This window comes from Streptomyces sp. SID13031 (assembly GCF_010548305.1).
Taxonomy (GTDB): Bacteria; Actinomycetota; Actinomycetes; order Propionibacteriales; family Kribbellaceae; genus Kribbella.
Window position 1 is genome coordinate 62,472 of record NZ_JAAGLV010000010.1, and the last position, 14,374, is coordinate 76,845.

Genomic DNA, 14,374 nt, shown 5'->3' on the forward strand with positions numbered 1-14,374 from the left:
GAATTCAGTTCGAGCGCACTGCGACCAACCGGCCGCAGTGCGCTCGAGCCGTTCAGGCCATGATTCCCAGTGATGACGGCTTCCAGCCCGGGAAGACCTTGCCTGCCTGGGCTTCGCTGAGGCCGAGGCGCCTCATCACGATCTCCGACAGCACGTCGCGATAGTCGTTGGTGCCGGGGACATCGCCCTGATCCAGTACTCCGGGCGCCAACCCTTCCCAGCGCCCGTGGACGCCGCCCTTGACTCCACCGCCAAGAACCAGCGCCACCCCACCGTGCCCATGATCCGTGCCGCTGTTGGCGTTCTGCCCCACTCGCCGGCCGAACTCGCTCATGGTGACCACCGTGGTGTTGTCGAGGTCAGGCCCGAGCTCAGCGGCGAAGGCGGCCAGTGCACCCGCCACTGTCTTCAGCGAGTTGGTCATGTCGCCGCCGTCGACAGTGCCGAGGTCCGTGTGCATGTCCCAGCCACCCAGGTCGACAGTGGCCACCCGTACTCCGGCCTTGGCCTTGATCAACTGCGCCAGCGTCGCCAGAGCCGCACCGAACTCTCCGTCCGGGTAGCCGCGCTCCTTGGCCGGCTTCTCCTGCTGCTTCGCGTAGCCCTGCGCTTGCGCCGAAGCTTGCAACGCGTCGAGCCCCTGCACACCCAGCGGATGGTCTATCCCGGTATAGAGCGTCTTCAGAGCCGCCATGGTCTGCGGCGCGACACCGTCGATGCCCTTGACGCTGAAGTCCTTCAACGAGCTCAGCATGATCGGGTTGGAGTCCCCGAGCAGCGACCGGCTCATCCGCGCGCCGATCCCCAGCCCGCGGAACGTAGTACCGGCTCCTAGCTCCTGCAGGACTCTGTCGAGCCAGCCGGACTGCACAGACGATCGTGCAGCCCCGCCTCGCTCCAGACAGTCCTGGGCCTGGAAGTGGCTGCGAGTCAGATCCGGCGTGGATACAGCCGGTACTGCGGCCAGCCGCCCCGCCGTCATCAGCGGCAGCAGTGGAGCAAGCGACGGGTGCATCCCGAACCCGCGCTGCAGGTTGAGCAGAGAAGCAGCCCGTACTGCGATCGACGGTCGGGCCTTGAGCAGCTCGGGATCATCGGCCGGCACCAGTACCGACAACCCGTCCATCCCACCGCGCAGGAACACCACGATCAGCGTGCCACCCGCGTCAGCGCCGGGAGCGGCCCAGGAGACGCGGGTAGTCACCAACTGTGTCGTCATAGCGGCCACACCCACCCCCAGACCACCAGCGAGCAAGCGACGCCGGGTGAAGCCTCTACTCCACTGCTCGTCCCTCTCCTCCGTATCGGCCGTCACTGCTGCGGCCTGAGCCCGCAGTACGGCGTCTGTCGGAGTGGGGCCGAGTCGTTGCCAGTCAGGGCAGTCGGGGTGCAGCGAAGCGAGTGTGTCTCTCATCGGTCGGTACTCCTTCAACGGACCAGGAACTGTGGGGAGTCGAGTACCAGGGCGACGACATGCCCCGCCTGCCACTCCATCCGCCCGTGGTCGACCCGGGCGGTGGCCTTGGCCCCGACGAACGTCGACAGGGCAGTGCGCTGGCGAGTGTCGGGGCGCTGTCCGATCAGGCGCTCACCCAGCCGGTCGAACCACACCTTGTAGGTGTCGCCCTTACGGGGTTGCAGTGCGGCCGGGAGCTTCGCCCGCTTCATCCCCTCCCACCAGCCGTACGTCAGCGCGCGGTGCATCGACCAGCGCTCCAGCAGCTGGCCGGCTGATGCCCAGGCCGGTGCGACGTCGGGGTAGCCGTTGGGGGACGGCCAGGCGAGCGGTGCATGGCCGAGATTGTTGAGCTCCCAGTAGACGGCTTCCAGCCCCTTGGCGGTGGCCGGTCCGAACGGCAGATCGAGTGCACGCGCACTGCTCACCACATCCTCGAGCGGCCGCTTCGTCTTGCGCCCAAGGGAGTTCCAGAACTCGCTACTGCGGAACAAGGCGGTCAGCATCGGCAGGATGGCGGTGTTGTTGCGCAGATAGATCTGTGCGAGCCGGTTGACCAGCTCGGCCGGGGGAGAGTCGTCGACGAACCGTACGACGAGCTTGCGCGCGATGGTCCGCGCTGTCGCCGGATGCTTGGCCAGGTAGTCGAGATAGCGGTCACCAGTGGCCAGGCCGCCTTTGGCCGAGCTGTTGGCCGCAGTCCAGTCGAGCACCTTCACCCGGCCGGTCCGGTGCCGATCGGCGACGTACTCGAAGGCGCCTTCCTTGGTGGCGCCGCGGCCGCTCAGTACATAGGCGCTGGCCCGTACGTCCTTCTCTGTATAACCCGACGACACCCCGACCGTATGCAGTTCCAGTAGTTCGCGGCCGAGGTTCTCGTTGACGCTGTCGCGGGTGGAGGCGTCGTTGTCGAGGAAGCGCAGCATCGCCGGATGCCGCATCGCTGCCCGCAGCATGTCGCTGTAGCGGCCGAAGGCGTGCCGGCGGACCACCGACACCGCGTACTGCGGCGCGACGTCCCAGCCCCGGTCCGACGGCGTCGCCACGTGCAGGTGGTTGGCGAAGACATCCACGACGACCTCGAACAGCTGCCTGCTGCCGAAGACCTGTCGGCCCAAGGTCGCGATCCCCGTGTGGAACATGGCCTCCCACGAGTACTCGGGGATCGACCTCCGAACAGTCGCGGGATCCGCACCGGCCAGAGTCACTGCCTTCCAGACCTGATCCCCGGCCGGGTCCTTGGCCATCGGCGACAGCTGAGCCGCCAGCCACTTGTCGATCCCGAGCCGCTCCAGACCTTGTACGTCGGACGGACGCGGGCCGAACGTCGCCCGGTTGAGCAGATGGCGACGGGCCTGGGCATCCGTCAGCGGACCGCTTTTGCCGACCAACAGGCCGGGGGAGGTGCGACCTGCCTTGGCGGCGGCCGCATAGCCGGCGTACTCCTGGGGCTTGCCGGTCTGCCCGGTCGCCTTCGAGCCCTTGGCCGCAACGAAGCTGGAGTCGCGGTCCTCGCCGGCGAGGCTTGGTTGCTGGGCGACCCGGGCGCGAGCCGTAGTACCGGCTGGGTCTTTCCGGGGCGATGAAGCCAGGACGCGGTTCTGGAGGCTGTCGGGGCGGCTGGCGATCTCCACTGCCAACCCGCCGGCGGCCAGGGTGCCTGCGACGGCACCGATGGCCGCCCGGCGGGCCACCGGCGACAGGGTCCTTGGGGCGGGAGGACCTGGCGGCGGCTGCTCGTCCGCGGTGAGGCGGGGACGGTTCGAGGGGGCGGGACCTTGATCCACGAGAGTTTCTCCAGGCGCGGGCGATGACTACGGCAGGTCCCCGTTATCAGGTCGTTACACCCGACGGGCGTGACTATGCCGCAAACTCCGCCGTCCCGAACCGGCGTGGGCCGACCTTTACGCCGATCGGACATAAGGAATCCGAATGGTCCGGTCCGGCCGCGGCGAGAGTGCCGTCAGGGATCCGGTAGACTGGCAGTGCGGCTGCGCCTCTGCACTGCGCGGTGATCTGTTTTGACCGTGCTTGAGGCAGCCGCTAGTCTTAACGATCGTGCCCGGGTCATCCTGGGCCGTCATGCGTGCCCCTCGTATTTTTCGGGTCAGCGCGTGGCACGGGACTTCTGCCGACAAGTCAGAAAGTTTATGGCTTCGGCCTGTCCGTGCCCTCGCGACACACCCGACCGCGGGGGTCAGGTGCGCAGCAACCGACCGGACGACAGAAAGAGACCTACGCGGTGCCCACCATCCAGCAGTTGGTCCGCAAGGGCCGCCAGGACAAGGTGTCCAAGAACAAGACGCCGGCCCTGAAGGGTTCCCCTCAGCGTCGTGGTGTGTGCACGCGCGTCTACACGACCACCCCGAAGAAGCCGAACTCGGCCCTTCGTAAGGTCGCTCGCGTCCGCCTCACCAGCGGCATCGAGGTCACCGCCTATATTCCCGGAGTCGGCCACAACCTGCAGGAGCACTCGATCGTGCTCGTGCGTGGTGGTCGTGTGAAGGACCTCCCGGGTGTCCGGTACAAGATCATCCGCGGTTCGCTCGACACCCAGGGTGTGAAGAACCGGAAGCAGGCTCGTAGCCGCTACGGCGCGAAGAAGGAGAAGAGCTAATGCCGCGTAAGGGTCCCGCCCCGAAGCGGCCGGTCATCATCGACCCGGTCTACAGCTCGCCGCTCGTCACCCAGTTGATCTCCAAGATCCTGGTCGACGGCAAGAAGCAGATCGCCCAGAGCATCGTCTACACGGCGCTCGAAGGCACCCGGACGAAGACCGGCACCGATCCCGTCATCACGCTGAAGCGCGCGCTCGACAACGTGAAGCCCAGCATCGAGGTGAAGAGCCGCCGCGTCGGTGGCGCCACCTACCAGGTGCCGATCGAGGTCAAGCCCAACCGCTCGACCACGCTCGCCCTGCGCTGGCTCACGTCGTACTCCCGCGCCCGTCGCGAGAAGACCATGTCCGAGCGTCTGATGAACGAGATCCTGGACGCGTCGAACGGTCTGGGTGCCGCGGTCAAGCGCCGCGAGGACACGCACAAGATGGCCGAAGCCAACAAGGCTTTCGCCCACTACCGCTGGTGAGCCGGGGCCCGATCCCGGGCCCCACCGTTCACTCTTTTTGAAGCTAGACAGAAGCGAGAGGTAGACCACCGAGGTGGCCGTACAAATCACCACCGACCTGAGCATGGTGCGCAACATCGGCATCATGGCCCACATCGACGCCGGCAAGACGACGACGACCGAGCGGATCCTGTTCTACACCGGTATCACGTACAAGATCGGTGAGGTCCACGACGGCGCCGCCACGATGGACTGGATGGAGCAGGAGCAGGAGCGCGGCATCACGATCACGTCCGCCGCGACGACCTGCACCTGGAAAGACCACACCATCAACATCATCGACACCCCCGGGCACGTCGACTTCACCGTCGAGGTGGAGCGCTCGCTGCGCGTCCTCGACGGCGCCGTCGCGGTGTTCGACGGCGTTGCCGGTGTCGAGCCGCAGTCCGAGACCGTGTGGCGCCAGGCGGACCGGTACGGCGTACCGCGGATCTGCTTCGTCAACAAGCTGGACCGGACCGGCGCGGAGTTCATGCGCTGCGTCGACATGATCATCGACCGGCTGGCCGCGGTGCCGCTGGTGCTGCAGCTGCCGATCGGCTCCGAGTCCGACTTCATCGGTGTCGTCGACCTGGTCGGGATGCGCGCGCTGACCTGGCGTGGTGAGACCACGATGGGTGAGGACTACACCGTCGAGGAGATCCCGGCCACCCACACCGAGATCGCCGCCGAGTGGCGCGACAAGCTGATCGAGACGCTGGCCGAGGCCGACGACGAGATCATGGAGCAGTACCTGGAAGGCGTTCAGCCGACCCAGGAAGAGATCGTGGCCGGTATCCGCCGCGCGACGATCGCCTCCAAGCTGACCCCCGTGCTGACCGGTACCGCGTTCAAGAACAAGGGCGTCCAGCCCCTGCTCGACGCGATCAACGCCTACCTGCCGAGCCCGCTCGACGTCCCCGACATCGAGGGTCACGACATCAAGGAAGGCACCGAGATCGTCCTGCGCAAGCCGGACGACTCCGAGCCCTTCGCGGCGCTGGCCTTCAAGATCGCGGCCGACCCGCACCTGGGCAAGCTGACCTTCATCCGGGTCTACTCGGGCAAGCTCGAGACCGGCACCCAGGTGCTGAACCCGACCAAGGGCCGCAAGGAGCGGATCGGCAAGATCTACCGAATGCACGCGAACAAGCGTGAGGAGATCGCGTCGGTCGGCGCCGGCCACATCGTCGCCGTGATGGGTCTGAAGGACACCACCACCGGCGAGACGCTGTGCGACCCGGCCAAGCCGGTCCTGCTCGAGTCGATGACGTTCCCGGCGCCGGTCATCTCGGTCGCCATCGAGCCGAAGTCGAAGGCCGACCAGGAGAAGCTCGGGGTCGCGATCCAGCGGCTGGCCGACGAGGACCCGACCTTCCAGGTCCGGACCGACGAGGACACCGGCCAGACGATCATCGCCGGGATGGGTGAGCTGCACCTCGAGGTGCTGGTCGACCGGATGAAGCGCGAGTTCCGCGTCGAGGCCAACGTCGGCAAGCCCCAGGTCGCCTACCGCGAGACGATCAAGAAGAAGGTCGAGAAGGTCGACTACACGCACAAGAAGCAGACCGGTGGTTCGGGTCAGTTCGCGCGTGTGATCATCAACATCGAGCCGACTTCGGTCGAGGCGGGTGGCGAGGGCGGCTACGAGTTCGTCAACGCCGTCACCGGTGGCCGGATCCCCCGGGAGTACATCCCGTCGGTGGACGAGGGCGCCCAGGAAGCCATGGAGTTCGGCGTCCTGGCCGGCTACCCGATGGTGGACATCAAGGTCACCCTGACCGACGGTGCCTACCACGATGTCGACTCGTCCGAGCTCGCCTTCAAGATCGCCGGTTCGATGGCGTTCAAGGATGCCGCCCGCCGGGCGACGCCGATCATCCTCGAGCCGATGTTCGCGGTCGAGGTCATCACGCCCGAGGACTACATGGGCGAAGTGATCGGCGACCTCAACTCACGCCGAGGCCAGATCCAGTCGATGGACGAGGGCCCCGGTGGCAGCCGGGCTATCAAAGCCACGGTGCCGCTGTCCGAGATGTTCGGGTACGTCGGGGACCTGCGGTCGAAGACCCAGGGCCGTGCTTCGTACTCGATGCAGTTCGATTCCTACGCCGAGGTTCCGAAGAACGTGGCGGAAGAGATCATCAAGAAGGCCCGCGGCGAGTAATCTCGCCCCGGACCAACCAACCCACAGCGCGTCGGCGTACGGCGTAAGTCAATTTTCCAGGAGGGCCCCAGTGGCTAAGGCGAAGTTCGAGCGGACTAAGCCGCACGTCAACATCGGCACCATCGGTCACATCGACCACGGTAAGACGACTCTTACCGCGGCGATCACCAAGGTGCTGCACGACAAGTACCCGACCCTCAACGAGGCGTCGGCCTTCGATCAGATCGACAAGGCGCCGGAAGAGCGTCAGCGCGGTATCACCATCTCCATCGCGCACGTCGAGTACCAGACCGAGGCCCGGCACTACGCCCACGTCGACTGCCCCGGGCACGCGGACTACATCAAGAACATGATCACCGGTGCGGCCCAGATGGACGGTGCGATCCTGGTCGTCGCCGCCACCGACGGCCCGATGCCCCAGACGCGTGAGCACGTGCTGCTCGCCCGCCAGGTCGGCGTGCCGGCGATGGTCGTCGCGCTCAACAAGTGCGACATGGTCGACGACGAGGAGATCCTGGAGCTCGTCGAGCTCGAGGTTCGCGAACTGCTCTCCGAGCAGGAGTTCGACGGCGACAACGCGCCGGTCATCCACGTTGCGGCGGCCCCGGCCCTGCAGGGTGACGCGAAGTGGGGTGAGTCGGTCCTGAAGCTGATGGATGCGATCGACGAGTACATCCCGCAGCCGGTCCGCGAGATCGACAAGCCGTTCCTGATGCCGGTGGAGGATGTCTTCACCATCACGGGTCGCGGTACGGTCATCACCGGCCGGATCGAGCGCGGCGTGGTCAAGGTCAACGAGACTGTCGACCTGATCGGCATCCGTGCCGAGAAGCAGACCACCACGGTCACCGGCATCGAGATGTTCCGCAAGCTGCTCGACACCGGTGAAGCCGGCGAGAACGTCGGTCTGCTGCTTCGTGGCACCAAGCGCGAAGACGTGGAGCGCGGCATGGTCGTCATCAAGCCGGGCACCACGACCCCGCACACCAACTTCGACGCGTCGGTCTACATCCTGTCGAAGGAGGAGGGCGGCCGTCACACGCCGTTCTTCCAGAACTACCGGCCCCAGTTCTACTTCCGCACCACGGACGTCACCGGCGTCGTCACGCTGCCCGAGGGCACCGAGATGGTCATGCCGGGCGACAACACCGACATGTCGGTCGAGCTGATTCAGCCGATCGCCATGGAAGAGGGCCTGAAGTTCGCGATCCGTGAAGGTGGCCGCACCGTCGGCGCCGGCCGGGTCACCAAGATCCTCAAGTGATTTCATGAGGTCCGCGAGGGCTCGCACGCTGAGCCCTCGCGGATCTCTGCTTTAGCCTCGATTGGCGTTTCGACGCCGATCTCTGGCACAATATTCAGGTTGCTCAGGCGAGGTTGCCGGGGCGCGCCCCAGAGAGGTTTTTCTGGCCGGTGCGCCGGACCGGAGACCATGCCGAGGTCCGGTCCGAGACCGAGCCCCGATCTCCATCCCAGGGTCGAAAGTGTGTGGTGACGCGCGTGCCGCGTCCGCGACACACCCGACCGCGGGGGTCGGAGCGACAAAGACGAAGACGAAGAGAAGGACGTAGCGAAGCGATGGCGGGACAAAAGATCCGCATCCGGCTGAAGGCCTACGACCACGAGGTCATCGACAGTTCGGCGCGCAAGATCGTCGACACGGTGACGCGTACTGGTGCGAAGGTTGCTGGCCCGGTGCCGTTGCCGACGGAAAAGAACGTGTTCTGCGTCATCCGCTCGCCGCACAAGTACAAGGACAGCCGCGAGCACTTCGAGATGCGCACCCACAAGCGGCTCATCGACATCATCGACCCCACGCCGAAGACCGTTGACTCGCTGATGCGTCTCGACCTCCCGGCCGGTGTCGACATCGAGATCAAGCTCTGAGGGAAACGCGATACCTATGAGCCCCACACAAGGCAACACAGTCAAGACCACGCGAGGTCTGCTGGGCACCAAGCTCGGCATGACCCAGACCTGGGACGAGAACAACCGGGTCGTCCCCGTCACCGTGATCCAGGCCGGCCCGTGCGTGGTCACCGAGGTTCGTACCTCGGCCAGCCACGGCTACGACGGCGTGCAGATCGCTTTCGGCGACATCGACCCCCGCAAGGTGAACTCGCCGATGCGCGGCCACTTCGAGAAGGCCGGCGTGACTCCTCGCCGGCACCTGCTCGAGCTGCGGACCGCTGACGCCAGCGAGTACACGCTCGGCCAGGAGATCAAGGCCGAGGCGTTCGCCGCGGGCGAGATCGTCGACGTCTCCGCCACCAGCAAGGGCAAGGGCTTCGCCGGTGTCATGAAGCGACACGGCTTCCACGGCCTCCGCGCCACCCACGGTGTGCACAAGAAGCACCGTTCGCCGGGTTCCATCGGCGGCTGCGCGACCCCCGGCCGCGTCTTCAAGGGAATGAAGATGTCGGGCCGGATGGGTCACGAGCAGGTCACCACGCAGAACGTGACGGTCCACGCGATCGACACCGAGCGCGGCCTGATCCTGGTCAAGGGCGCCGTCCCCGGTCCCAAGGGCGGCCTCGTGCTGATCCGCAACGCCGCGAAGGGAGCTACCAAATGAGCACCGTTGACATCGTCGTCGTGAAGGGCGACAAGGTCAGCAAGAAGGGCTCCGCGGAGCTCCCCGCCGAGCTGTTCGACGTCCAGGTCAACATCCCGTTGATCCACCAGGTCGTCGTGGCCCAGCTGGCCGCCGCCCGTCAGGGCACCCACAAGGTCAAGCGCCGTGGCGAGGTGTCCGGTGGTGGCGCCAAGCCGTACCGCCAGAAGGGCACCGGCCGTGCCCGCCAGGGCTCGACCCGCGCGCCGCAGTTCACCGGTGGTGGCGTCGTTCACGGCCCCACGCCGCGTGACTACAGCCAGCGGACCCCCAAGAAGATGATCGCCGCCGCCCTGCGCGGAGCGCTCTCGGACCGGGCCCGTGAAGGCCGCGTCCTCGTGGTCGACCAGTTCGTCGACGGCGACGTGCCCTCGACGAAGACCGCGAAGAAGGTCCTCGCCGAGATCACCGAGTTCCTCAAGGTGCTCGTGGTCGTGGAGCGCGACGACGACGTGGCGCTGCTCAGCCTGCGCAACGTGCCGACCGTGCACCTGATCGCGGCCGACCAGCTGAACGCGTACGACGTGCTGTGCAACGACGCGATCATCTTCACCAAGGCATCGCTGGAGACGTTCGTCGCCGGTACGCCGAAGGGCAAGTCCGTCAAGGCTGTCGCGACGTCGACCGAAGCCGAGCAGGAGGTAGAAGCATGAGCCACGGAGTCAACAAAGACCCGCGGGACGTGCTGCTGCGGCCGGTCGTGAGCGAGAAGAGCTACGGCCTGCTGGATGAGCAGAAGTACACGTTCGAGGTCGCCCCGGATGCCAACAAGACCGAGATCAAGCTCGCGGTCGAGAAGGTCTTCAAGGTCCGGGTCACGTCCGTCAACACTCTCAACCGCAAGGGCAAGCGCCGCCGTACCCGTACGGGCTGGGGCAAGCGTCCTGACGCCAAGCGAGCGATCGTCAGCCTCGCCGGCGACGACCGTATCGACATCTTCGGAGGCCAGTCGTAATGGGTATCCGCAAATACAAGCCGACAACGCCGGGCCGTCGTGGCTCGAGCGTGGCCGACTTCGTCGAGCTCACCCGTTCGACCCCTGAGAAGTCCCTGCTCCGCCCGCTGCCCAAGAAGGGCGGCCGGAACAGCTCCGGCAAGATCACCACCCGGCACCACGGTGGCGGTCACAAGCGGGCGTACCGCCTGATCGACTTCAAGCGGTACGACAAGGACGGCGTCCCGGCGAAGGTTGCCGAGATCGAGTACGACCCGAACCGCACCGCCCGGATCGCACTGCTGCACTACGTCGACGGCGAGAAGCGCTACATCCTCGCCCCGGCCAAGCTGGAGCAGGGCACGATCATCGAGAACGGCCCGGCGGCGGACATCAAGGTTGGCAACAACCTGCCGCTGCGCAACATCCCGGTCGGTTCGACGATCCACGCGGTCGAGCTTCGCCCCGGTGGCGGCGCCAAGATGGCCCGCTCCGCCGGCTCCAGCGTTCAGCTGATCGCCAAGGAGGGCCGGATGGCCACTCTGCGGATGCCGTCCGGCGAGGTCCGGATGGTCGACGTACGCTGCCGCGCCACCCTCGGTGAGGTCGGCAACGGCGAGCAGTCGAACATCAACTGGGGCAAGGCCGGCCGGATGCGCTGGAAGGGCAAGCGCCCGACCGTCCGTGGTGTCGCGATGAACCCGGTCGACCACCCGCACGGTGGTGGTGAGGGTAAGACCTCTGGTGGACGTCACCCGGTGTCCCCGTGGGGCCAGCCTGAAGGCCGCACCCGCGGCCGCAAGGAAAGCGACCGCATGATCGTCCGGCGCCGCAAGGCCGGCAAGAAGCGCTGATAGGAGCCGGACAGAATGCCACGCAGCCTGAAGAAGGGCCCGTTCGTCGACCACCACCTGCTCAAGAAGGTGGAGGTGCAGAACGAAAAGGGCACCAAGAACGTGATCAAGACCTGGTCGCGCCGATCCATGATCATTCCGGACATGATCGGCCACACGCTCGCGGTGCACGACGGCCGCAAGCACGTCCCGGTGTTCGTCACCGACGCGATGGTCGGGCACAAGCTCGGCGAGTTCGCACCGACCCGGACGTTCAAGGGTCACGAGAAGGACGACCGCAAGGCACGGCGTCGCTGACCTCGGTCAGTGACTACGCGCAAGCAACCTACGGAGAGATTCGAACATCATGAGCGTTCAAGAGCGTAGGGCCGTCAGTGCCCGTCGCGAGAGCCTGTTGGGCGACGAGCCCGGGGCCTTCGCGGTCGCGCGCTTCGTCCGCGTGACGCCTATGAAGGCGCGCCGCGTGGTCGACCTGGTGCGCGGCATGGGCATCGACGATGCACTCGCCACTCTGAAGTTCGCCCCGCAGGCCGCTGCCGCGACCGTGTACAAGGTCGTCGACAGCGCCGCGGCGAACGCCGAGGGCACCGAGCACCTGACCCGGACCGACCTGGTCGTGGTGAAGGCTTTCGTGGACGAGGGACCGACGCTGAAGCGTCACCGCCCGCGTGCACAGGGCCGGGCCACCCGGATCGACAAGCGGACCAGCCACATCACCATCGTGGTCGGCCCGAAGGTCGAAGCCGAGAAGCCGGCCAAGAAGGCCGACGCCAAGCAGGCCGAAGCCAAGCAGGACGACGTCAAGAAGGCAGCGGCCAAGAAGGCCCCCGCCAAGAAGGCGCCGGCCAAGAAGGCGACCGCCAAAAAGGCTGAGAAGAAGGAGACCCGATAGTGGGCCAGAAGGTTAACCCGCACGGGTTCCGACTCGGCATCAGCACGGACCACAAGAGCCGTTGGTACGCCGACAAGCTCTACAAGGACTATGTAGGCGAGGACGTCAAGATCCGCCGCCTGCTGGGCAAGGGCATGGAGCGTGCCGGTATCTCCCGCGTGGAGATCGAGCGCACCCGTGACCGCGTCCGCGTCGACATCCACACCGCCCGTCCGGGCATCGTCATCGGTCGCCGCGGCGCCGAGGCGGACCGGATCCGGGGCAGCCTCGAGGAGCTCACCGGCAAGCAGGTGCAGCTGAACATCCTCGAGGTCAAGAACGCCGAGGTCGACGCGCAGTTGGTCGCCCAGGGTGTGGCCGAGCAGCTGTCCGGCCGCGTGGCGTTCCGCCGCGCGATGCGCAAGGCGATGCAGACCACCATGCGTGGCGGCGCCCTGGGCATCCGGATCCAGTGCTCCGGTCGTCTGGGTGGCGCCGAGATGTCGCGGTCGGAGTTCTACCGCGAGGGTCGGGTGCCGTTGCACACCCTTCGCGCGGACATCGACTACGGCTTCTACGAGGCCCGTACGACCTTCGGCCGGATCGGCGTGAAGGTCTGGATCTACAAGGGCGACGTCGCCGGTACCCGCGCTGAGCGCGAGGCACAGGCAGCCGCTCGTGCCGCCACCCAGCAGCGTGGCCGTCCGGCCCGCCGTGACGGTGGTGGCGGTGGCGATCGTGACCGTGGTGGTCGCGGTGGCGGCGGTGACCGTGGCGGTCGCGGCGGAGACCGTCGTGACGGCGGCGCCCCGGCAGCGAAGGCCGAGGCCCCCAAGGCTGACGCCCCGGCTGCCGACAAGCCGGCCGAGACGACCGGAACGGAGAGCTGAACCATGCTCATCCCCCGCAAGGTCAAGCACCGCAAGCAGCACCACCCGAAGCGCTCCGGCGCTGCCAAGGGCGGTACCACGCTGGCGTTCGGCGAGTTCGGTATCCAGGCGCTGGAGAACCACTACGTCACCAACCGGCAGATCGAGTCCGCTCGTATCGCGATGACCCGGCACATCAAGCGAGGCGGAAAGGTCTGGATCAACATCTACCCGGACCGCCCGCTGACCAAGAAGCCGGCCGAGACCCGGATGGGTTCCGGTAAGGGTTCGCCCGAGTGGTGGATCGCGAACGTCAAGACCGGCCGGGTGCTGTTCGAGCTGTCCGGTGTGGACGAGGACGTTGCCCGCGAGGCCATGCGCCGCGCGATTCACAAGTTGCCGATGAAGTGCCGCTTCATCTCCCGAGAGGCAGGTGAGAACTGATGGCTACCCTGACCGCCGCCGAGCTGCGGAACCTCGGAAAGGACGAGCTTCTGGAGAAGCTCGGTGAAGCCAAGGAGGAGCTGTTCAACCTCCGGTTCCAGGCTGCTACGGGTCAGCTGGAGTCCCACGGTCGGCTGAAGGCCGTCCGCAAGGACATCGCTCGCATCTACACGGTGCTGACCGAGCGTGCGCTCGGCATCACCGAGCAGGTCGACGCACCCGTGGCCGAGGCAGACGCCGAGGTCGAGGTTGACGAGACCGCGGACGACAGCGAGAAGGCCGGGAGCAAGGCATGACCGAGAATGCAGCGAAGGACGAGACCGTGAGCACGACCCAAGAGGCGCGCAGCAGCCGCAAGACCCGTGAGGGCCTGGTGCTGAGCGACAAGATGGACAAGACCGTCACCGTCGAGGTCGAGGACCGGGTCAAGCACAAGCTGTACGGCAAGGTCATCCGTCGCACCCGCAAGCTCAAGGCCCACGACGAGCAGAACGCCGCCGGTATCGGCGACCGGGTTCTCCTGATGGAGACCCGGCCGCTGTCGGCGACCAAGCGTTGGCGCATCGTGGAGATCCTCGAAAAGGCGAAGTGACCAGCGACGCCTCGCAGTACCCAATCGAATTTATTCGTTCCGCAAGGCTCACCGAGCGTGAGAACCAGCGAGACAACCAGGAGATCAACAGATGATCCAGCAGGAGTCGCGACTGAAGGTCGCCGACAACACGGGTGCCAAGGAGATCTTGTGCATCCGCGTTCTCGGTGGCTCCGGTCGGCGCTACGCCGGTGTCGGTGACACGATCGTCGCCACCGTCAAGGACGCGATCCCGGGTGGCGGCGTCAAGAAGGGCGACGTCGTCAAGGCTGTCATCGTGCGCACCGTGAAGGAGCGCCGGCGTCCGGACGGCTCCTACATCCGGTTCGACGAGAACGCCGCCGTGATCCTCAAGGCCGACGGTGAACCGCGTGGCACCCGCATCTTCGGGCCGGTCGGCCGGGAGCTGCGCGAGAAGAAGTTCATGAAGATCATCTCGCTCGCTCCGGAGGTGCTCTGAGATGGCTA

At 66.5% G+C, this 14,374-nt stretch carries 16 protein-coding genes and 2 pseudogenes; 16 read left to right on the plus strand and 2 right to left on the minus strand.

Annotation, left to right across the window (positions count from 1 at the left end):
* Positions 1-52: 52 nt before the first annotated feature.
* Together G3I17_RS20540 and G3I17_RS20545 are read right to left on the minus strand one after the other, a co-directional pair.
* Positions 53-1,414 (minus strand): DUF1501 domain-containing protein, encoded by a 1,362-nt coding sequence (locus G3I17_RS20540; protein WP_164598673.1) that lies wholly within the window; start codon positions 1,412-1,414, stop codon positions 53-55.
* Between the two features lie 14 nt (positions 1,415-1,428).
* On the minus strand, positions 1,429-3,150 hold the full coding sequence (locus tag G3I17_RS20545) for a DUF1800 domain-containing protein (protein WP_164598675.1): 1,722 nt from the start codon (positions 3,148-3,150) through the stop codon (positions 1,429-1,431).
* Positions 3,151-3,698: 548 nt separating this feature from the next.
* On the opposite strand from G3I17_RS20545, the gene rpsL reads away from it, so the two are divergent.
* From rpsL to rplN, 16 genes and pseudogenes are all read left to right on the plus strand, one after another.
* Positions 3,699-4,073 carry a 30S ribosomal protein S12 gene (gene rpsL, locus G3I17_RS20550; RefSeq protein WP_012923692.1) on the plus strand — a complete coding sequence of 125 codons (375 nt, stop codon included), beginning with the start codon at positions 3,699-3,701 and terminating at the stop codon, positions 4,071-4,073.
* Positions 4,073-4,543: a 30S ribosomal protein S7 gene (gene rpsG, locus G3I17_RS20555; RefSeq protein ID WP_164598684.1), complete on the plus strand. Its 471-nt coding sequence runs from the start codon at positions 4,073-4,075 to the stop codon at positions 4,541-4,543. Before rpsL ends, rpsG begins: the two co-directional genes overlap by 1 nt.
* 85 nt (positions 4,544-4,628) lie before the next feature.
* Positions 4,629-6,728 carry an elongation factor G gene (gene fusA, locus G3I17_RS20560; protein ID WP_343238372.1) on the plus strand — a complete coding sequence of 700 codons (2,100 nt, stop codon included), beginning with the start codon at positions 4,629-4,631 and terminating at the stop codon, positions 6,726-6,728.
* Between the two features lie 70 nt (positions 6,729-6,798).
* Positions 6,799-7,992: an elongation factor Tu gene (gene tuf, locus G3I17_RS20565; RefSeq protein WP_164598688.1), complete on the plus strand. Its 1,194-nt coding sequence runs from the start codon at positions 6,799-6,801 to the stop codon at positions 7,990-7,992.
* Positions 7,993-8,306: 314 nt separating this feature from the next.
* Positions 8,307-8,615, plus strand: coding sequence for a 30S ribosomal protein S10 (gene rpsJ, locus G3I17_RS20570; RefSeq protein ID WP_012923688.1), 309 nt, complete (start codon positions 8,307-8,309; stop codon positions 8,613-8,615).
* A 16-nt stretch (positions 8,616-8,631) separates the two neighbouring features.
* Positions 8,632-9,303 carry a 50S ribosomal protein L3 gene (gene rplC / locus G3I17_RS20575; RefSeq protein WP_164598690.1) on the plus strand — a complete coding sequence of 224 codons (672 nt, stop codon included), beginning with the start codon at positions 8,632-8,634 and terminating at the stop codon, positions 9,301-9,303.
* Positions 9,300-9,995 (plus strand): 50S ribosomal protein L4, encoded by a 696-nt coding sequence (gene rplD, locus G3I17_RS20580; protein WP_164598692.1) that lies wholly within the window; start codon positions 9,300-9,302, stop codon positions 9,993-9,995. The genes rplC and rplD overlap by 4 nt, the downstream gene beginning before the upstream one ends.
* Positions 9,992-10,297: a 50S ribosomal protein L23 gene (gene rplW / locus G3I17_RS20585; protein WP_020388107.1), complete on the plus strand. Its 306-nt coding sequence runs from the start codon at positions 9,992-9,994 to the stop codon at positions 10,295-10,297. Before rplD ends, rplW begins: the two co-directional genes overlap by 4 nt.
* Positions 10,297-11,130: a 50S ribosomal protein L2 gene (rplB, locus tag G3I17_RS20590; RefSeq protein WP_164598694.1), complete on the plus strand. Its 834-nt coding sequence runs from the start codon at positions 10,297-10,299 to the stop codon at positions 11,128-11,130. Before rplW ends, rplB begins: the two co-directional genes overlap by 1 nt.
* A gap of 15 nt (positions 11,131-11,145) precedes the next feature.
* Entirely contained in the window at positions 11,146-11,427 is a 282-nt protein-coding gene (gene rpsS, locus G3I17_RS20595) for a 30S ribosomal protein S19 (RefSeq protein ID WP_020388105.1), read from the plus strand.
* A 94-nt stretch (positions 11,428-11,521) separates the two neighbouring features.
* A pseudogene (rplV, locus tag G3I17_RS40885) lies at positions 11,522-11,857 on the plus strand (50S ribosomal protein L22); the annotation flags it as partial.
* Between the two features lie 164 nt (positions 11,858-12,021).
* A complete protein-coding gene (gene rpsC / locus G3I17_RS20605; protein WP_164598707.1) occupies positions 12,022-12,891 on the plus strand; it encodes a 30S ribosomal protein S3 in 870 nt (289 codons plus the stop codon).
* A 3-nt stretch (positions 12,892-12,894) separates the two neighbouring features.
* Complete coding sequence (gene rplP / locus G3I17_RS20610) at positions 12,895-13,314, plus strand: 50S ribosomal protein L16 (protein WP_164598710.1); 420 nt, start codon at positions 12,895-12,897, stop codon at positions 13,312-13,314.
* Positions 13,314-13,532, plus strand: a pseudogene (rpmC, locus tag G3I17_RS20615) (50S ribosomal protein L29); the annotation flags it as partial. The gene rplP and the pseudogene rpmC, both read left to right, overlap by 1 nt.
* A 74-nt stretch (positions 13,533-13,606) precedes the next feature.
* Positions 13,607-13,906 (plus strand): 30S ribosomal protein S17, encoded by a 300-nt coding sequence (gene rpsQ, locus G3I17_RS20620; protein WP_164598713.1) that lies wholly within the window; start codon positions 13,607-13,609, stop codon positions 13,904-13,906.
* A 91-nt stretch (positions 13,907-13,997) separates the two neighbouring features.
* Positions 13,998-14,366 carry a 50S ribosomal protein L14 gene (gene rplN, locus G3I17_RS20625; RefSeq protein ID WP_020388099.1) on the plus strand — a complete coding sequence of 123 codons (369 nt, stop codon included), beginning with the start codon at positions 13,998-14,000 and terminating at the stop codon, positions 14,364-14,366.
* Positions 14,367-14,374: the final 8 nt, after the last annotated feature.